General features: G+C 67.9%; 17 protein-coding genes. 7 read left to right on the forward strand and 10 right to left on the reverse strand.

Annotated features, from left to right (window positions below; genetic code table 11):
* Positions 1–16: 16 nt before the first annotated feature.
* Positions 17–1,099 carry a tartrate dehydrogenase gene (locus DIE02_RS10150; protein ID WP_124528886.1) on the reverse strand — a complete coding sequence of 361 codons (1,083 nt, stop codon included), beginning with the start codon at positions 1,097–1,099 and terminating at the stop codon, positions 17–19.
* A 108-nt stretch (positions 1,100–1,207) separates the two neighbouring features.
* On the opposite strand from DIE02_RS10150, the gene DIE02_RS10155 reads away from it, so the two are divergent.
* From DIE02_RS10155 to DIE02_RS10165, 3 genes are all read left to right on the forward strand, one after another.
* Positions 1,208–2,116 (forward strand): LysR substrate-binding domain-containing protein, encoded by a 909-nt coding sequence (locus DIE02_RS10155; protein ID WP_124528888.1) that lies wholly within the window; start codon positions 1,208–1,210, stop codon positions 2,114–2,116.
* Between the two features lie 248 nt (positions 2,117–2,364).
* Positions 2,365–2,877, forward strand: coding sequence for a helix-turn-helix domain-containing protein (locus DIE02_RS10160; RefSeq protein WP_124528890.1), 513 nt, complete (start codon positions 2,365–2,367; stop codon positions 2,875–2,877).
* On the forward strand, positions 2,874–4,145 hold the full coding sequence (locus tag DIE02_RS10165) for a type II toxin-antitoxin system HipA family toxin (RefSeq protein WP_124528892.1): 1,272 nt from the start codon (positions 2,874–2,876) through the stop codon (positions 4,143–4,145). The genes DIE02_RS10160 and DIE02_RS10165 overlap by 4 nt, the downstream gene beginning before the upstream one ends.
* A gap of 30 nt (positions 4,146–4,175) precedes the next feature.
* Here DIE02_RS10165 and DIE02_RS10170 read toward each other — a convergent pair whose 3' ends face one another.
* The 3 genes from DIE02_RS10170 to DIE02_RS10180 form a co-directional block, all read right to left on the reverse strand.
* Complete coding sequence (locus DIE02_RS10170; RefSeq protein WP_124528894.1) at positions 4,176–5,177, reverse strand: LysR family transcriptional regulator; 1,002 nt, start codon at positions 5,175–5,177, stop codon at positions 4,176–4,178.
* Between the two features lie 99 nt (positions 5,178–5,276).
* Entirely contained in the window at positions 5,277–5,696 is a 420-nt protein-coding gene (locus tag DIE02_RS10175; RefSeq protein ID WP_124528896.1) for an ATP--cob(I)alamin adenosyltransferase, read from the reverse strand.
* Positions 5,697–5,836: 140 nt separating this feature from the next.
* Positions 5,837–6,637, reverse strand: coding sequence for a helix-turn-helix domain-containing protein (locus DIE02_RS10180; RefSeq protein WP_124528898.1), 801 nt, complete (start codon positions 6,635–6,637; stop codon positions 5,837–5,839).
* 171 nt (positions 6,638–6,808) lie between these two features.
* On the opposite strand from DIE02_RS10180, the gene DIE02_RS10185 reads away from it, so the two are divergent.
* The 3 genes from DIE02_RS10185 to DIE02_RS10195 all read left to right on the forward strand — a co-directional run bounded on the left by DIE02_RS10185 (position 6,809) and on the right by DIE02_RS10195 (position 9,630).
* The gene (locus DIE02_RS10185; protein ID WP_044848096.1) at positions 6,809–7,435 is read left to right on the forward strand and encodes a LysE family translocator; all 627 of its coding nucleotides are present in this window, start codon (positions 6,809–6,811) and stop codon (positions 7,433–7,435) included.
* 12 nt (positions 7,436–7,447) lie between these two features.
* Complete coding sequence (locus DIE02_RS10190; RefSeq protein ID WP_124528900.1) at positions 7,448–8,209, forward strand: bifunctional 2-polyprenyl-6-hydroxyphenol methylase/3-demethylubiquinol 3-O-methyltransferase UbiG; 762 nt, start codon at positions 7,448–7,450, stop codon at positions 8,207–8,209.
* 197 nt (positions 8,210–8,406) lie between these two features.
* A complete protein-coding gene (locus DIE02_RS10195; protein WP_124528902.1) occupies positions 8,407–9,630 on the forward strand; it encodes an RtcB family protein in 1,224 nt (407 codons plus the stop codon).
* A gap of 110 nt (positions 9,631–9,740) precedes the next feature.
* Here the strand turns inward: DIE02_RS10195 and DIE02_RS10200 are convergent, their stop codons facing one another.
* Entirely contained in the window at positions 9,741–10,409 is a 669-nt protein-coding gene (locus tag DIE02_RS10200; RefSeq protein ID WP_044848099.1) for an O-methyltransferase, read from the reverse strand.
* A 133-nt stretch (positions 10,410–10,542) separates the two neighbouring features.
* Between DIE02_RS10200 and DIE02_RS10205 the strand changes: the two genes are divergently transcribed.
* Positions 10,543–11,838 carry an O-acetylhomoserine aminocarboxypropyltransferase/cysteine synthase family protein gene (locus DIE02_RS10205; RefSeq protein ID WP_124488814.1) on the forward strand — a complete coding sequence of 432 codons (1,296 nt, stop codon included), beginning with the start codon at positions 10,543–10,545 and terminating at the stop codon, positions 11,836–11,838.
* Positions 11,839–12,326: 488 nt separating this feature from the next.
* On the opposite strand, the gene DIE02_RS10210 is transcribed toward DIE02_RS10205, so the two are convergent.
* The 5 genes from DIE02_RS10210 to DIE02_RS10230 form a co-directional block, all read right to left on the reverse strand.
* Positions 12,327–12,755 (reverse strand): VOC family protein, encoded by a 429-nt coding sequence (locus DIE02_RS10210; protein ID WP_124488815.1) that lies wholly within the window; start codon positions 12,753–12,755, stop codon positions 12,327–12,329.
* Positions 12,756–12,838: 83 nt separating this feature from the next.
* The gene (locus tag DIE02_RS10215) at positions 12,839–13,036 is read right to left on the reverse strand and encodes a hypothetical protein (protein ID WP_124488816.1); all 198 of its coding nucleotides are present in this window, start codon (positions 13,034–13,036) and stop codon (positions 12,839–12,841) included.
* Between the two features lie 30 nt (positions 13,037–13,066).
* The gene (locus DIE02_RS10220) at positions 13,067–14,275 is read right to left on the reverse strand and encodes a phosphotransferase enzyme family protein (protein ID WP_124488817.1); all 1,209 of its coding nucleotides are present in this window, start codon (positions 14,273–14,275) and stop codon (positions 13,067–13,069) included.
* 36 nt (positions 14,276–14,311) lie between these two features.
* A complete protein-coding gene (gene pnuC, locus DIE02_RS10225; protein ID WP_124520342.1) occupies positions 14,312–14,923 on the reverse strand; it encodes a nicotinamide riboside transporter PnuC in 612 nt (203 codons plus the stop codon).
* Between the two features lie 59 nt (positions 14,924–14,982).
* Complete coding sequence (locus tag DIE02_RS10230) at positions 14,983–17,214, reverse strand: TonB-dependent siderophore receptor (RefSeq protein WP_124528904.1); 2,232 nt, start codon at positions 17,212–17,214, stop codon at positions 14,983–14,985.
* Positions 17,215–17,581: the final 367 nt, after the last annotated feature.

Raw genomic sequence — 17,581 nt, forward strand, 5'->3', positions numbered from 1 at the left:
GCCGTTCTCGTTACTGTCAGGCGGCGACCGCCGCGTGCGCGACGCGCTCGCAGATGGCGGCCGTCACCTGCGCGGTCGTCGCGCTGCCGCCGAGGTCGCGCGTATGCAGCGACGGATCGGCCGTCACGGCCTCGATCGCCTGCATCACGCGCGCGGCCGCTGCCGTCTCGCCGAGATGCTCGAGCAGCATCACGACCGACCAGAACGTGCCGACCGGATTCGCGAGGCCCCGGCCCATGATGTCGAACGCGGAGCCGTGGATCGGCTCGAACATCGACGGATAGCGGCGCTCGGGATCGATGTTGCCGGTCGGCGCGATGCCGAGGCTGCCCGCGAGCGCGGCCGCGAGATCGCTGAGGATGTCCGCGTGCAGGTTGGTCGCGACGATCGTGTCGAGCGACGCCGGGCGGTTCACCATGCGCGCGGTCGCGGCGTCGACGAGTTCCTTGTCCCACGTGACGTCGGGGAATTCCTGCGCGACCTGCTTCGCGATCTCGTCCCACATCACCATCGCGTGACGCTGCGCGTTGCTCTTCGTGATGACGGTCAGCAGCTTGCGCGGACGCGACTGCGCGAGCCGGAATGCGAAGCGCATGATGCGTTCGACGCCGGCACGCGTGAGGATCGACACGTCGGTCGCCGCCTCGATCGGATGCCCCTGGTGCACGCGGCCGCCGACACCCGCGTATTCGCCCTCCGAGTTCTCGCGCACGATCACCCAGTTCAGGTCGGCCGGCCCGCAGCGCTTCAGCGGCGCGTCGATGCCGGGCAGGATGCGCGTCGGCCGCACGTTCGCGTACTGGTCGAAGCCCTGGCAGATCTTCAGGCGCAGGCCCCACAGCGTCACGTGGTCGGGCACGTCGGGGTCGCCCGCCGAGCCGAACAGGATCGCGTCCTTGCCGCGCAGCGCGTCGAGGCCGTCGGCCGGCATCATCGCGCCGTGCAGGCGGTAGTAATCGGCGCCCCAGTCGAAATCCTCGAACTCGAACGCAAAGCGGTCGCTGCCGCGGGCCAGCGCTTCCAGCACCTGCTTGGCCGCAGGCACCACTTCCTTGCCGATGCCGTCGCCGGGAATGGTCGCGATACGGTAGGTCTTCATGCTGACATCCTCGATTGATCGTGAGCGTGAACGCACTTTACCGAACTGGAAGTGTGGAAACCGGGGCTATACTCAAAGCATCTTTAACTTCAATTCATGAATCCCGTCATGGCGGATACCGTCCAGCCGGCCGATCTCGGCTTCTTCTCGACACTGGCCGCGGCGGGCAGCCTGAGCGCGGCCGCGCGCGAGCTCGGGCTGACCGCGGCGGCCGTCAGCAAGCGGCTCACGCAGATGGAGCGGCGCGCGGGCGTGACGCTCGTCAACCGCACGACGCGGCGCATGATGCTGACGCCCGAGGGCGACGTGTATCTCGACTACGCGCGCCGGATCCTCGATCAGATGGACGAACTGGGCGAACTGCTCGGCAGCGCGCGGCAGCGGCCGAAGGGGCTGCTGCGCGTGAACGCGACGCTCGGCTTCGGGCGCAGCCACGTCGGCCCGGCGATCTCGCGCTTCGTCGCGCGTTTTCCGGAGGTGTCGGTGCAGTTGCAACTGTCGGTGATGCCGCCGCCGCTCACCGACGACGCGTTCGACGTGTGCATCCGCTTCGGCGAGCCGCCCGATACGCGCGTCGTCGCGCGACGGCTCGCGCCGAACCGCCGGCTGCTGTGCGCGGCGCCCGCGTATCTCGCGCGGCACGGCACGCCGGGCACGCCGCACGAGCTGACGCGGCACAACTGCATCGGCATCCGGCAAGGCGACGAAGGCTACGGAATCTGGCGGCTGGCAAGCGGACGCGGCGCGGCGCGCAATACGGAAGCCGTGCGGATCAACGGCAACCTGACGACGAACGACGGCGAGATCGCGGTGAAGTGGGCGCTCGACGGGCACGGCATCCTGATGCGCGCCGAGTGGGATATCCGCGACTATCTGGCCGACGGGCGCCTCGTCGTCGTGCTGCCCGACTACGAAACGCCGAGCGCGGATATCTACGCGGTGTATGCGCAGCGGCATCAGATGTCGGCGCGGATACGCGCGTTCGTGGATTTTCTGGCGGGGGACCTGGGTGGGTGACGGGAGGCGGACGGAAGGCGCTGACGCACGCTGCAGGGTGAGGAGGCACCGGACGTCCCGCGCAAACCGCATGCGGCGTTGAACCGGCCGGTCGGCACCATGCCAATATTTCGGCTATTTTTCATAAAAAACGCCAAAATATTTACACTTTGATCCATGGGACACTATTGGGATGCCGCTTGCCTCAAGCCAAAGTGCTATTATTTTGGCGTTATTCCACAAAAAGCGCTGAAATATTAGCTCCGACCATGGCCAAGAAGACTGCCCCGCTCTTGCCGGCGTCCAATCGGCTGCTCGTCGACTTCGGCGAGCGGCTGAAGTTGGCGCGCCTGCGCCGAAAGCTGACGGCCAAGCAGGTCGCGGAACGCGCGGGCATGTCGCCCATGACGCTTCGCTCACTCGAGGCGGGCAGTTCGGGGGTAACGATGGGGGCCTATCTTTCCGTCATGCAGACGCTCGGGCTGCAGGGTGATCTGGAAAAGCTGGCCGCCGCGGACCCGCTCGGCCGCCAGCTTCAAGACGCCCGACTCGCCACGCCGCGGCGCTCGAAGCAAGTGGCTTCGACACCGGTCGCGGCAGCGCCGCGCACGTCCGGCAAGCGCGCTAGCGCGAGCGTTTCTCCCACCGCCCAAGCCGACGGAACAGCGACGACGGCATTCGGTCGCGCAGTGCCTGACGAGAATCGCGGCACGACCGCCGCGGATCTGACCGCATTGCTGAAACCCGTGGGCAAGCGACACGGAGGGGCGACCAGGAAATGACGACCATCTCCGTCTATGCAGACTGGGACGGCCTGCCCGCTCCCCGAAAACTCGGTCTTCTGCACAGTCGACAGACACGTGCCAGCGAACGGTTCGAATTCCAGTACGACGCGGTTGCGCTGGATGCACCCGAGTTCGCCGGCGTGCAACTCGACCCCGGGATCGGCCTCTTCGAAGGACCGCAATATCCGGTGCCGCCGCGGCACGCGTTCGGCGCGTTCGCCGATTCGAGCCCCGATCGATGGGGCCGCATGCTGATGGATCGCCGGCTGGAGCGTGACGTTCGCGCAGGTCTTCGGCCGAAGGGCACGCGACTCCATGAGTCGGACTACCTGCTCGGCGTCCACGACCTCTATCGAGTCGGCGCATTGCGCTACAAGCTCGACGACACCGGAGAATTTCTCGATGACCGCATCGATCTCGCCGCGCCTCCGTTTGCGGAGATTCGCGAACTGGAGCAAGCCAGTCGGGCACTGGAGGAAGACGTCGACAATGTCGCCCCGGACGGTCGCGATTGGCTATCGATGCTCATCGCACCCGGCGGCTCGCTCGGCGGCGCCAGACCGAAAGCCAGCGTGGCCGACGACCGCGGGCACCTGTATATCGCCAAGTTCCCGAGCGCACGGGACGACTACGACGTAGGCGGCTGGGAAATGGTCGTCAATGCACTGGCGGTGGGCTGCGGCCTGAACGTCGCCCACGCCGAAGCGCGAAAATTCGCCAGCGATTACCACTGCTTCCTGGTGCGACGCTTTGATCGGACCGCTGATGGACGCCGGCTGCATTTTGCCTCGGCCATGACGATGACCGGCCATGTCGACGGCGACGATGCATCGACCGGTGTCAGCTACCTGGAACTGGCGGAAGTTCTCATGCGACATGGCGCGCAACCGAATGCCGATCTGCGCGAACTATGGACCCGGATCGTCTTCAACCTTCTCGTCTCGAATACCGACGACCATCTTCGCAATCACGGGTTCATGCTCGAACCGGCTGCGGGCTGGCGACTCTCCGCGGCCTACGATATGAATCCCGTCGCCGTAGCCGACGGTCTCAAGCTCAACATCACGGAAGCGGACAACGCGCTGAACCTCGAACTCGCTCGCGAGGTATGTGAATACTTCCGGCTGAGCCTGAAGGATGCCGACGAGATCATCGATGATTTCCGCGGCGTCGTCGGCCAATGGCGCACGCTCGCGACACGACTCGCGCTTTCTGCCCGGGAACAGGAGCGCATGGCCGACGCGTTTCGCCTCGCAAGCACCTGAGCCCCCGTTCATTCGTTCGACGCCCCGCCGTCACGCCGCTGCCGCCAGCCTCCCGTCGGGCTCGCACGCGGCAATCGCCGTCGCCGCCATCTGCCGCAGCGCTGCCCCAGGCACGCTCACACCGGCCCTCTCCTGCGCGGCATCCTCGAAGCGCTCCGCGATCCAGTCGACGAACGCGCGCACGCCCGGCGACACGTGCCGGCGCTTCGCATAGACGGCCGACACCGAAACCGCGCCCGGCCGCCACCGCGGCAGCACTTCCTGCAACTGTCCGGCGTCGATCAGCGGCTGCGCGACGACGCGCGGCGGCTGGATCAACCCGAGGCCATGCACGCCGCACGCCAGATACGCCTGCTCGTCGTCGACGCTGACGATGCCGTCGAGCCGGATCGTGCGCACCGCGCCGTCGATCGCGAATTCGAGTTCGGCGGTGCGCTGGGCCGACGCGAACGCGCCGCTGACCGCGCGATGCCCGGCAAGCGCATCGAGCGAACGCGGCACGCCGCAGCGCTCGAGATACGCGGGGCTCGCGCAGGTCACGCGCTCGAGTGCGCCGAGCGGGCGCGCAACCAGCGACGAATCGGGCAGCGAGCCAAGCCGGATGCTGCAATCGACCGCATCGCCGATCAGGTCGGCCGCGCGTCCGGACACGCCCAGCATCAGCACGAGTTCCGGATGACGCGCATGGAACGCGCCAAGCGCCGACAGCACGATCGCGTCCGCCACCGCTCCCGGCAACTCGACGCGCAGCGGCCCGCTCGGATGCCGCGCCGCATTGCGCAGGCTCGCTTCGAGCTCGTCGACGTCCGCGGTGATGCGCTGGCACCGCCGGTAATACGCGTCGCCTTCCGGCGTCGCCCGCAGCGCGCGCGTCGTGCGCACCAGCAACGGCATGCCGAGCGCCGCCTCGAGTTCCTGCACGGTGCGCGTCGCGGTCGCGCGCGAAATGCCGAGCGAGTGCGCCGCGCGCGTAAAGCTGTTCATCTCGACGATGCGCGTGAAGATGCGCATCGCGCGAATCGGATTGTCCACCGGAAACTCCCGCGGAATACGGCATCACGCATCGCGCGCGAACGCGACGCGGCGCATGCCTGTCAGTGAGCGAGCCGCGCCGCCGGCGCGGCGACCGGTTCAGTCGCGCGTGGCCGCGGCCGCGCGGGCCGGCGCGGCGAGCAGCTGCCGTGCCAGCGCGAGCGCCTCGTCACGATTGGCCGCCGCGTTCAACGGATAACCCCAGACCTTCTCGAACGCGGCCGAGAACGCATCGAGCGCAGCGCGCCGCTGCGCGTCGGGCTCGACCGCGATCATCGCGGGAATCCATTCGCGCGATTGCGCGCGATTCGCCTTGCTCCATTTCGCGAGCTGCTTGCGCATCTCGTGATCCTGCGCATCGCGATCGTCGCCGGACGGGGCATCGTCGGTCAGGAACACGAAACGTTCGCGGCGCGCGAGCAATGCGTCGAGCTCGGCCAGCAGGTGCGCGGGATCGCTCGACGGCGAACGCGCGTAACGCAACCACACCAACGGGAATTCAGTCGTGACGATCTGCATGTCGGCCTCCAGATGAGAATGATTCTCATGTTAAGGAGCGACGCCCGTCCCGTCATTTCTCGTGCCGGCCAACCGCTTGTTCGATCCGGCCAAGCACGCGCGCGTGCCGACCTGGCACGGCACGGCTCAGCACGGCACGGTCAGCGCTGCCGGTCGGTCAGGTATTGGGTCGGCGACTTGCCGGTCGCCTTGCGGAACATCGTCACGAAGCTGCTCGCGCTCTCGTAGCCGAGGTCGATCGCGATCTGGTGCACGCGGCGGCCCGCCGTCAGCATCCGCAGCGACAGCGCGACGTGCAGCCGCCGGCGCCAGTCGCCGAGGCTCATGCCGAGTTCCTTCGCGGCGAGCCGCGTGAGGCTGCGCTCGCTGACGCCGGCGCGGCGCGCGAGTTCGGGCAGCGGCGACTTGTCGGCCGGGTCGTCGAGCAGGTGATCGATCAGCCGGCGCAGCCGGCGGTCGGCCGGCATCGGCAGATACAGGTCCTCGACCGGCGCCGCGACGAGTTCGTCGAGCAACGTCGCCATCAGCCGCCCCTGCGGACCGTCGACGTCGTACAGGCTCGGGAAGCTCGCGGCCTTCAGCAGCAGTTCGCGCAACAGCGGCGACATGCCCAGCGTGCAGCAGCGCGCCGGCAGGCCGGGCGCCGCATCGGGCTCCACCAGCACCGCGTAGAACGTCGCGCCGGCCGAACCGCGCGCCGAATGCGTGACGCCGCCCGGAATCCACACCGTGCATTGCGGCGGTGCGCTCCACACGCCGCCGTCGATCTCGCAATAGATGACGCCGCTCAGCGTGTACAGCAGTTGCGCCTGCGGATGGCTGTGCCGTTCGAGCCGCCATTCGGGCTCGACGACCGAGCCGCCGAACACGACGAGCGGGCGCGGCACGTGATAGACGTCGGCGTCGGCAGCGGGATCGGTAACGGGTGGCAGGTCGCGCATGGAGCGATGGTGTCGAAAGCGGCCGGACGGCGTGCCCGCGCGGCCTTTCGTGCTTATACCAGAAAGGCGCCGGCGCGGCCGCGCGGTTCCCGGCCGGCATCGGCAGACGCGCGCCGATCCGAATACAATGCGGCGATCCCCCGCCGCCTCGCCAACCTTGCCGGAGCCGCCATGTTCGACCTGACCACGCTGGCCACCTTCACCGCCGTCGTCCTGGGCCTGTTCCTGATCCCGGGCCCCGCCGTGCTGCTCGTGCTGAGCCGCACCGTGCAGGGCGGCCGCAAGACCGGCATCCTGACCGGCCTCGGCGTCGCGAGCGGCGACTTCGTGCATACGCTGTTTGCCGCCGTCGGGCTGTCGGCGCTGCTGATGACGTCGGCGCTCGCGTTCAACGTCGTGAAGCTGGTCGGCGCGGCCTACCTCATCTACCTCGGCGTGCGTGCGCTGCTCGACGGGCCGTCCGATCCGTCGCTGCCGAAGGTGCCGCCCGTCACGCCGCTGACGGCGTACCTGCAGGCGATTCCCGCCGAAGTGCTGAATCCGAAGACCGCGCTGTTCTTCCTCGCGTTCATGCCGCAGTTCGTGCATCCGGAACGCGGCTCGACGTTCGTGCAGTTCGCGGTGCTCGGGCTGATCTTCGTCGTGCTCAGCTCGCTCTATACGACGCTGATCGCATGCTCGATCCGCCCGCTCGGCCGCGTCGTGAAGCGGCTCGCGTGGCTCACGCGCTGGCAGGGAAAGATCATCGGTTCGATCTTCATCGCGCTCGGGCTGCGCGTCGCGGTGCAACAGCGCTGACGCGGGTTTCGCGTGACGTCCGACGCGGCGGCCGCCGGCGAAATCCTCTATGCCGATCCGCGCCTCGTCGCGGTCTACGACCGGTTCAACGCCGGCGATCGTGACTTCGCGTTCTACGCGTCGCGCCTCGGCACCGCGCGGAAACGGATTCTCGATCTCGGCTGCGGCACCGGCACGTTCGCGCGCCGGCTTGCGGCGGCCGGGCACGACGTCGTCGCGATCGACCCCGCACCCGCGATGATCGACCATGCGCGACGCCAGCCCGGCGCCGGCGCGGTGCGCTGGCTCGCGTGCGATCTCGGCGGCCTGCCGCCCGGCGCGCCGTTCGATGCCGTCGTGATGACCGGGCACGCGTTCCAGTGCCTGCTGACCGACGCGGAGATCGACGCGACGCTGTGCGGCGTGCGGCGCGTGCTGGCCGACGGCGGGCGCTTCCTGTTCGAGACCCGCAATCCGCGTGTCGAGCCGTGGCTCGGCTGGACTCCGGCGGCGTCGGCCACCCGCATCGATTCGCCCGAATTCGGCAGCGTCGAACTCCATCATGCGGTGACCGCGGTCGACGGTCCGATCGTGTCGTTCGACACGGTCTACCGCTTTCATCGCGACGATACGCAAGTGAAGAACGCGAGCCGGCTGCGCTTCATCGCGCAACCCGACCTGCAGGCGCGTGTCGCGGCCGCCGGCTTCTCGTCCGCCGACTGGTGCGGAGACTGGAACGGTGCGCCGTTCGACGACGCGGCCAGCGCGGAGATCATCGCGATCTGCCGAGCGTAAATGGTGGAACATCGTTCACGCGCGGCTACCGTGCAGCGAGCACTCCGCGAATCGAGTCGACCCGGTCGCGTCGTACCCCGATTCGGCCAACGCACGTCGGCCGGCAGCCAGTGAAGAAAAAGACAAGAATAGATGGAAGCATCATGCGTTCAAGAGCTTGCGCCGGACGACTGAAGGGGCGCTCGAAGGTGAAGCAAATGAGTCACGATGATTTTCAGGTGATGGAACTGGCGAACGGCAAGCCGGTGAAGATGTGGACGCAAGGCGTCGCGGTCGAGGACGACGCGCGCACGCAACTGCGCAACACCGCGCAAATGCCGTTCATCTTCAAGCACGTCGCGGTGATGCCCGACGTCCACCTCGGCAAGGGCTCGACGATCGGCAGCGTGATCCCGACGAAGGGCGCGATCATCCCGGCCGCGGTCGGCGTCGACATCGGCTGCGGGATGATGGCCGCGCGCACGACGCTCACGGCGGCGGACCTGCCGGACGCGCTCGGCGGGCTGCGCAGCGCGATCGAACGCGCGGTGCCGCACGGCCGCGCGCCGGGCCGCCGCGATCCGGGCGCATGGGGCGATCGCACGCCGGCCGCCGTGACGGAGTCGTGGAAGTCGCTGCTGCCGGGCTTCCAGCGGATCGTCGGCAAGTATCCGAAGCTGGAAAAGACGAACCACTACGCGCATCTGGGCACGCTCGGCACGGGCAACCACTTCATCGAGGTGTGCATCGACGAAGCGGATCGCGTGTGGTTCATGCTGCACAGCGGCTCGCGCGGCGTCGGCAATGCGATCGGCAGCCTGTTCATCGAACTCGCGCAGGCCGACATGCGGCAGCACATCGCGAACCTGCCGGATCGCAACCTCGCGTATTTCACCGAGGGCAGCCGGCACTTCGACGACTACGTCGAAGCGGTGGGCTGGGCGCAGGACTACGCGCGCCGCAACCGGCAGGCGATGATGGACGCGGTGATCGGCGCGGCGCGCGGCGTGATCGCGAAACCGTTCGCGGTCGACGAGCACGCGGTGAACTGCCACCACAACTACGTGCAGCGCGAACGCCACTTCGGCGAGGACGTGCTCGTCACGCGCAAGGGAGCCGTATCCGCGCAGAAGGGACAGCTCGGCATCATTCCGGGTTCGATGGGCGCGAAAAGCTTCATCGTGCGCGGGCTCGGCAATCCGGAGAGCTTCTGCTCGTGCAGCCACGGCGCCGGCCGCGCGATGAGCCGGACCGAAGCGAAGCGCCGCTTCACGGTCGACGACCAGGTCAAGGCGACGCGCGGCGTCGAATGCCGGAAGGACGCGGGTGTCGTCGACGAGATCCCGATGGCCTACAAGGACATCGATGCGGTGATGGCGGCGCAGCGCAGCCTCGTCGAAGTGGTGCACACGCTGCGTCAAGTGGTGTGCGTGAAAGGATAGCGCGGCGCGCGGCCGAAGGCCGGGCGGCCGCGCTCGATGAAAGTTCCGTGGCCGCGACCGTATCGCACGTCCGGTGCGGCCGACGACCGCGGTGATGCGCCACCGTCACGTCACGCGCCGACGATCGAGATCGAAAACCCGTCCCAGCCCTTCAGCCCGACCGTCTGCAAGGCGGTCGTCGTGAGGTTCGGCTCGGCGACGATCCGCGCGAACCCGTCGCGCACGCCGACGACGTCCGGCTCACGGTTGTCCGGATCGGCCACGCGCCCGCCTCGCACGACGTTGTCGACGACGATCACCGTGCCGGGCCGCGACAGTTTCAGCGCGGCGTCCAGATAAGCGGCGTTGTTGTCCTTGTCCGCGTCGATGAAGATGAAGTCGAACGGCGCCTCGCCCGCATCGACGAGCCGCGCGAGGCTGTCCTTCGCGCTGCCGACCACCACCGACACGACATCCGCGAACCCGGCGCGCGCGATGTTCCGCGTCGCGACCTTCGCGTGATCGGGGTTCAGTTCGAGCGTCACGAGCCGGCCGTCCGGCGGCAACGCGCGCGCGAGCCAGATCGTGCTGTAGCCGCCGAGCGTGCCGACTTCGAGGATGCGCCGTGCGCCGCGAATCGTCGCGAGCAGCTGCAGCAGCTTGCCCTGGTTCGGCGCGACGTTGATCGCGGGCAGCCCGGCCGCGTCGCTCGCCGCGAGCGCGGCGTCGAGCGCGTCGTCGGTCGGCACGAGCGTCGCGGAGAAATACGCATCCACCTTGTTCCACTGATCCTGGTCCATCGCGCATCCTTCATCCGAAGAAAAACGCATTCTATGCGCGGCGGCCCCATAAGCAACAAACCATTCGTTCTAAGGACGGCAGCGCACCTGCTCCTATAATCGCTCGACCACGACAACAACAGATGGAGCACTCATGACCGATCAGGCCTCTTCGAACTGGCGCCTCGAAACCATCGCCGTGCACGGCGGCTATCGCCCCGACCCGACCACGCGCGCGGTCGCGGTGCCGATCTACCAGACCGTTGCGTACGCATTCGACGACACGCAGCACGGCGCGGACCTGTTCGACCTGAAGGTCCAGGGCAACATCTACACGCGGATCATGAACCCGACGACCGACGTGCTCGAACAGCGGATCGCCGCGCTAGAGGGCGGCATCGGCGCGCTGGCGCTGGCGTCGGGCCAGGCGGCCGTTACGTACGCGATCCAGACGATCGCGGAAGCCGGCGACAACATCGTGTCCGCCAGTTCGCTGTACGGCGGCACCTACAACCTGTTCGCGCATACGCTGCCGCAATACGGCATCACGACGCGCTTCGCCGATCCGCGCGACCCCGCGTCGTTCGAGCCGCTGATCGACACGCGCACGAAGGCGATCTTCGCGGAATCGGTCGGCAATCCGCTCGGCAACGTGACCGACATCGCTGCGCTCGCGGAAGTCGCGCATCGCCACGGTATCCCGCTGATCGTCGACAACACGGTGCCGTCGCCGTACCTGCTGCGTCCGTTCGAACACGGCGCGGACATCGTCGTGCACTCGCTGACGAAGTATCTCGGCGGCCACGGCACGAGCCTCGGCGGCGCGATCGTCGATTCGGGCAAGTTCCCGTGGGCGCAGCACGCGGACCGCTTCAAGCGGCTCAACGAGCCCGACGTCAGCTATCACGGTGTCGTCTACACCGAAGCGTTCGGGCCGGCCGCATATATCGGCCGCGCGCGCGTCGTGCCGCTGCGCAACATGGGCGCGGCGATCTCGCCGTTCAACGCGTTCCAGATCCTGCAAGGCATCGAGACGCTCGCGCTGCGCATCGAGCGCATCAGCGACAACGCGCTGAAGATCGCGCAGCATCTCGCGCGCCATGAACACGTCGAATGGGTGAACTACGCGGGGCTGCCCGATCACCCGGATCATGCGCTCGTCGCGCGCTACCTGTCGGGCCGCGCGCCCGGCATCCTGACGTTCGGCGTGAAGGGCGGACGCGACGGCGGCGCGAAGTTCCAGGACGCGCTGAAACTGTTCACGCGGCTCGTCAACATCGGCGACACGAAGTCGCTCGCGACGCATCCGGCCTCGACGACGCACCGCCAGCTGTCGCCGGCCGAGCTCGCGAAGGCCGGCGTGAAGGAGGAAACGGTACGGCTGTCGATCGGCATCGAGCACATCGACGACCTGCTCGCCGATCTCGACCAGGCGCTCGCGCAGCTGTGAGCCGAAGCGGGCGTGCCGACACGCCCGCTTCGAGGTGTTCAATCGCCGGTCGATGCCTGGGGCCACGTTCGGCATGCAACCATCGTGCGTCGCAGCACCCGCATCGGCGCCTACGGCTACGCAAGGGATCGTCAATCTCAGGCTGCGCCATCGCCTCTGATCGGAACGTCGATCGCTCACCGATACGCGCGTGACGAAAATTTCATCTTCCGATCAGGTTCGCGATGGATCGCGTCGCATACCATCGAATGCGTGACGGGTGATGCCCGTTGCGAACCACGCAAGCGTATCGCTGTCGCACGGCACGATCACGCGTTGGCCCGGACACTGCGAGCGCCGGGCCTTTTTTTGCTTGTTTGCGGAATTCCGTTGACGTGGCTTGCCGATCCGGTTCGGCCAACCGTACGTTCGCGAAGCAGCCGTCTATCCGGTGCGGGATCGTTCAAGGCGATACGGACCGCGACGACACCCGTGCATCCACTGGATTGCTATGGGCGTCGCTTGGGGTTCCACGCCTTGTGTACGAACTCGAGACGGTTGCCGTCGAGGTCGGCGACGTTGGCGGCGTAGTAGCCGGGGGCGAAGTAGGTACGATCCGCCGGTCTTCCCTCATCGAGGCCGCCGGCCTTGATTGCGGCTGCGTAGGCAGCGTCGACCAGTTCGTTCGTATCGCAGACGATCCCCAGGTAAAGGCCGGTCTCGCCCGGCTGACGTTTCCGTAGCCAGATACTTGATCCAACCCCCTCTCCCTTGCCGTACACATCGTCGCCGATGCCGTAGAGATCGGGGACGCTCGCCGGGCCATTCGCGGAGTCGTAGTTGCCGAATACGCTCCAGCCGAGTGGCTTCAACGCTTCGGAGTAGAAGATCAGCGACTTCTCGATGTCGGTGACTGAGATGTAAACGTGATCGATCATTTGCCCGCCTTCGACGTGGATGGGTGCTGTTCGTGCATAACTATAGTCGACAGCCGCGCATGTGGCGCGGGGATATGACTGCATCAAGGCGTGACGTTGCGCTTCGGGAACAGGCACGGATGCGTGTTCACGTAGAAGTTCGGATTGCCGCATCGATGCCCCGCATGGTCGATCTGTTCGCCGGGCATCAGGCCGGTGGGCACCGCGTCGGGTGCGGCAAACGTGCGGCCGTGCCGTGCGATCGCAGCACCGCAGGAAGGTGAAGTTCGGGCAGACGACACTGCCGGCTCGACAGTGTCCGCAACGCAGTTTTACAAGCTGCCCCGCTTCGCGCGCCGGCGTTGCACCAGCCAGTCGAGCAACTGCCGTCCGTCGCGTTCGCCGAACCATTGCGCATGCCCGATCAGATAGCCGTCGTACGCAACATCGACGATGTCCGGTGCATTGACGATGCAGCCGAAATACGCGACTTCCGACAGCGCGAATTCGGTATGCACGATGGGCAGCATCGCGACCAGCGCCGCATACGCGTCGTCGCTCAGCGGTTCGAGCGATTCGTAGCCGTCGAGCAGCGCGCCGATCTGTTCATGCTCGACGCGACGTGCATCGGCCGGCGCCAACCAGTCGATCGCGTTGCGTTCGATCGCGAGCGCGAGATCCATGACGGCGCACGTGCGATCCGACAAGCCGAAATCGAGCACGGTCCGCACTTGCGCGCCGGGCGCGGCGTTCGTCCACAGCAGATTCGACGCATGCCAGTCGCCGTGCGTCCAAAGCGGCGCCAGCGCGGGCAGCAGCGGCACGAGGCGCGCGTGGTACGGGCCGATCGCATCCGCGACATCGCCGCGCCAGTCGCGCGTGCCGAGCGCGCGCACCAGCAGCGGCTGCGCATCGACCCAGCGTTCGAGCGCACCGGGAAGATCGGCGGACGACAGCACCCGGAAACTCGACAGCAGCGTGCGCACGGGCCGCGCCGGCGCATCGTAGCCGGCCGACGCGCGATGCAGTTCGGCCAGCGCGCGGCCTGCCGCGTACGCATGCGAAGGATGCGTGAACGGCTGCCACGACATCACGCCGCGATACGCGTCCACACCTGGCGCCACCACGTGCACTTCATAGGTCCAGTCGCCGGATGCGAACGCGGTCGCGCCGTCGCGACCGGCGAGCACGTCCGCGACCGGCACACCGCGATCGCGCAAATGCGCGATGAAGCGATGCTCCTCCTCGAGCCCGGCGACGTCGCGCAGGCTCGCGTGATGACGCTTGACGAACAGCGCGCGCGCGTCGGTCGTGTGCACCAGCACCGCCGCCGAGAAGGGCCGCGGGCTGTGCCACGTAAGCCGCGCCGGCGCGCCGACGCCCTCGATCCGCGCAAGCACGCCCGCGACTTCGTCGTGCGTCATCAGCGGCCAGTCGCGTTCGGCCTGCTCGCCGTCGACGCCGAATTGCGGCGGCGCGACGTCCCGCATGTCGGCGACGTCACGCGATGCAGGCGCGTCCGGCTCGAGTGGAAATGACATGAACGACGTCGCTCCGTAGTTGAATCAGCCCGTGAATCAGCCCGCCGGGCTCGCCGTCGTGCGCAGCGCATTCGCCGTCCGGCTCCAGTCACGCCAGCCGACGACGGCGAGCGCGATGAACAGCGCGTAGAGTCCGGCCGTCAGATACAGCGCCTTGAACACGAACATCCCGACGTACACGACGTTCACGACGATCCACAGCCCCCACGACGCGATGTAGCGCCGCGCGGTCCAGTATTGCGCGACGAGGCTGAACGCGGTCAGCGACGCATCGACGAACGGCAGCGCCGCATCGGTCCAGCGCGCCATCATCCCGCCGAGCAGCGCGCTGCCGACGACGGCCGCGATCAGATCGGGCAGCATCTGCCGCGGCCGCACGCCGGTGACGGGCGCGACGTCGCCTTGCGGCGCCGCGCCGCCGCCCGCCTCGAGCGTACGCTGCGCGATCCAGCGGCGCCAGCCGTACACCTGCAGCACCGCGAACGCGCCCTGCAGCAGCATGTCGGAATACAGCTTCGCGTCGAAGAAGATCCAGCCGTACAGCGCGACCGACGCGAGCCCGACCGGCCAGCACAGCATGCGCCGCTTCGCGGTCAGCCAGATCGCGAGCGCGCTGACGATCACGCCGGCGATTTCGAGTGGGGACATCGTCTGTGCTCTCCTGGTTGGCTGCCGGGGCCGCGCATCACGCGGCCGGGTCCGGACGATCAGAAATCATAGGTCAACGACACGCGCGCGGTGCGCGGCGCGCCGGGGAACAGGTACGCGTCGCCCTGCTGCTCACCCGCGTCGCGCCAGTAGAACTTGTTGAACAGGTTGTCCACCGACACGCGCAGCACCGTGCGATGGCCCGCGATCTTCGTCGTATAGCGTGCGCCGAGATTGAACACGAACCACGACGGCACGCGCGCGGTGCCCTCCTCGTTCGCGTTGCGCGCCGCGCTGTACTCGACGCCGCCGAGCACGTTCAGACCGGCAACGCCCGGCACCGCGTAGTCCGCATACAGCGACGCGCGCAGCGCCGGCACGTTGATGATCTGGTGCCCTTCGTACGCCGGCGAACCCGCGTCGTACGCGCGCGCGCGAATCGCCGCGACGCTGGCCGTCAGCCCGAGCCGCTCGGTCACGCGCCCGGCCGCGCCGAACTCGATCCCCTGGTGGCGCTGCGTGCCGCGCTGCACGAACGTATAGCTCGTGCCCGACGCATCGGGGTCGGCGAACTGGAACGGCTTGCTGATCGAGAACACGGCGGCCGTGAGGCTCAGCCGGTCGAGCCAGTCGTATTTCGCGCCGAGCTCGAACTGGTGCGATTCGACCGGCGGCAGGAACGCATACGCGTTGGTCGCGCGCACCGGCGCCTGGTCGCCGAGCGACAGCGCCTTGCTGTACGACGCGTACAGCGACAGCACGTTCACCGGCTTGTAGACGAGCGCGACCTGCGGCAGGAACACCGAGCGGTCGGTGTGCGTCGCGTCGCCGTCGAGGCTGCTCCAGCTGCGCTGGCGCAGCAGCACTTCCTTGCCGCCCGCGAGCACCTGCCAGTGCTCGCCGATGCTGATGCGGTCGAGCCCGAACACGCCGTACTGCCACGCGTCGAGCTGCGGATACGACGGCCCGGCCGTGTTCGGCGACGGTGCGAACGCGACGTCGGGCCCATAGATGTTCTCGCTGCCCACGTAGTCGTACACGGCATTCGCCATGTGCACGACGCGGCGCTGCACGCTCACGCCGAGCGTCAGCTCGTGCCGCAGCGGCCCCGTCGCGAACTTGCCGGTCGTGACCGCGCGCAGGTCGTCGTTGCGGCGGTATTCGCCCGGGCTGCGGAAGTCGTACACGTCGTAGTCGCCGTTCGCGCCGAAGAAGAACGGCGACGTCGTGCCGGCCGCGCAGCTCGCCGCGTAATAGCAGCCGTACGCGAACGCGCTGTTGTCGTCGATCATCGTGCGGCTGCGGCCGGCGGCGACGTAGGCCTTCCAGTCGTCGTTGAACTGGTAGTCGAAGCGCGCGTTCAGGTTCAGCGCATCGGTCGTCACCGGCTTCGCCCACGGCTGCGTGCCGAGCGCCTTCGACGTCGTCTTGACCGACGGCACGACGGTGCCGCCGAGCAGCTGGTAGCCGGGCGCGGAACGCTGGATCCACTGCTGGAATTCCGCGTTGAACTGCAGGCTCGCGCGCGGGCTGATGTCCCAGTCGGCGGCGATCGAGCCGAACGTGCGTCGTCCGTTGGTGCCGTCGATATAGGAGTGCATGTTCTCCTTCGCGGCATTGATCCGGAAGCCGAACTGATTGTCGGGGCCGAAGCGGCGGCCGAGATCGACGGACGCCGACGTCGAGCCGCGGCTGTCGACGCCGCCCGTCACGCTCGCGACGTTCGCGGAGCGCTTCGTCACGAAGTTGATCACGCCGCCCGGCGCGACCACGCCGCTGTCGATGCCCGCCAGCCCCTTCAGGATCTCGACGCGCTCCTTGTTCTCGAGCGGCACGTTCTGCTCGCCGGACACCGTCAGCCCGTCGATCCGGATCGCGCTCGCGAGATCGACCGGAAAGCCGCGGATCGCGAAGCCTTCGAAGTAGCCGACCGGCGCGTAGTCGTTGACGACCGATGCGTCGTTGCGCACGACGTCGCTCAGCCGCTTCGCCTGCTGGTCGTCGATCAGCGCCCGCGTGACGACGTTGACGGAGGCCGGCGTGTCGCGCAGCGGCGCATCGTCGAGCCCCGCGACCGACGCCGTGCGTGCGCGCAGCGTGTTGCCGCGCTCGCCGCTCACCGTGATCGCCGGCAGCGTCGTGCTGCCGGCCGCACCGGCGTCGGGCGCCGGCGCGTCGCCCTGTGCCGCGGCGGCCTGCGCCGCGAAAAGCGTGATACCGAGACCGACGCCAAGCCCGGCCTTCGCGCGCCGCCGCCGTGCGGGCGACGCTGTTGTTCTATTCACCGTCATTGTTCTGGATGGAAAACTCGCCACTCGACCCTGTCGAAACCTTCGAAACGCTTTGCGCCGCTGCGAAGCGCGACCTCATGCAAGCACCCGCGACGGTCCTGCGGACGCCGGGCACGAACGTCGACACGACATTCATCAGACGAATCTGACGATCGGGCAGCATGCGTGCCGATCGATCGGGAAAGCGCAGGATGGGACATCGGATGACGGTGACGCGCCGGGCACCGACGCAGCCGTCGATCCTGGATCGCGAGCATGTCGGGCGGCCGGCTGCGTCGCGCGGTCTTGTCATGCGGGGTTCGCTTCGAACGCCCCGGTTGCGGGCGCCGGGCAGTTGCGTACGCCGTTCGTCGGAACGGCGGCATGC

This window comes from Burkholderia sp. Bp8991 (assembly GCF_003853795.1).
In the GTDB taxonomy this organism is placed as follows: Bacteria; Pseudomonadota; Gammaproteobacteria; order Burkholderiales; family Burkholderiaceae; genus Burkholderia.

Coding starts and splice junctions, on each gene's coding strand:
- DIE02_RS10165 (WP_124528892.1), top strand. CDS start 2,874: ATGACGACCATCTCCGTCTATGCAGACTGGGACGGCCTGCCCGCTCCC.
- DIE02_RS10220 (WP_124488817.1), bottom strand. CDS start 14,275: ATGTCATTTCCACTCGAGCCGGACGCGCCTGCATCGCGTGACGTCGCC.
- DIE02_RS10180 (WP_124528898.1), bottom strand. CDS start 6,637: ATGCGCGACCTGCCACCCGTTACCGATCCCGCTGCCGACGCCGACGTC.
- DIE02_RS10160 (WP_124528890.1), top strand. CDS start 2,365: ATGGCCAAGAAGACTGCCCCGCTCTTGCCGGCGTCCAATCGGCTGCTC.
- pnuC (WP_124520342.1), bottom strand. CDS start 14,923: ATGTCCCCACTCGAAATCGCCGGCGTGATCGTCAGCGCGCTCGCGATC.
- DIE02_RS10195 (WP_124528902.1), top strand. CDS start 8,407: ATGAGTCACGATGATTTTCAGGTGATGGAACTGGCGAACGGCAAGCCG.
- DIE02_RS10205 (WP_124488814.1), top strand. CDS start 10,543: ATGACCGATCAGGCCTCTTCGAACTGGCGCCTCGAAACCATCGCCGTG.
- DIE02_RS10210 (WP_124488815.1), bottom strand. CDS start 12,755: ATGATCGATCACGTTTACATCTCAGTCACCGACATCGAGAAGTCGCTG.
- DIE02_RS10230 (WP_124528904.1), bottom strand. CDS start 17,214: ATGACGGTGAATAGAACAACAGCGTCGCCCGCACGGCGGCGGCGCGCG.
- DIE02_RS10155 (WP_124528888.1), top strand. CDS start 1,208: ATGGCGGATACCGTCCAGCCGGCCGATCTCGGCTTCTTCTCGACACTG.
- DIE02_RS10200 (WP_044848099.1), bottom strand. CDS start 10,409: ATGGACCAGGATCAGTGGAACAAGGTGGATGCGTATTTCTCCGCGACG.
- DIE02_RS10185 (WP_044848096.1), top strand. CDS start 6,809: ATGTTCGACCTGACCACGCTGGCCACCTTCACCGCCGTCGTCCTGGGC.
- DIE02_RS10150 (WP_124528886.1), bottom strand. CDS start 1,099: ATGAAGACCTACCGTATCGCGACCATTCCCGGCGACGGCATCGGCAAG.
- DIE02_RS10175 (WP_124528896.1), bottom strand. CDS start 5,696: ATGCAGATCGTCACGACTGAATTCCCGTTGGTGTGGTTGCGTTACGCG.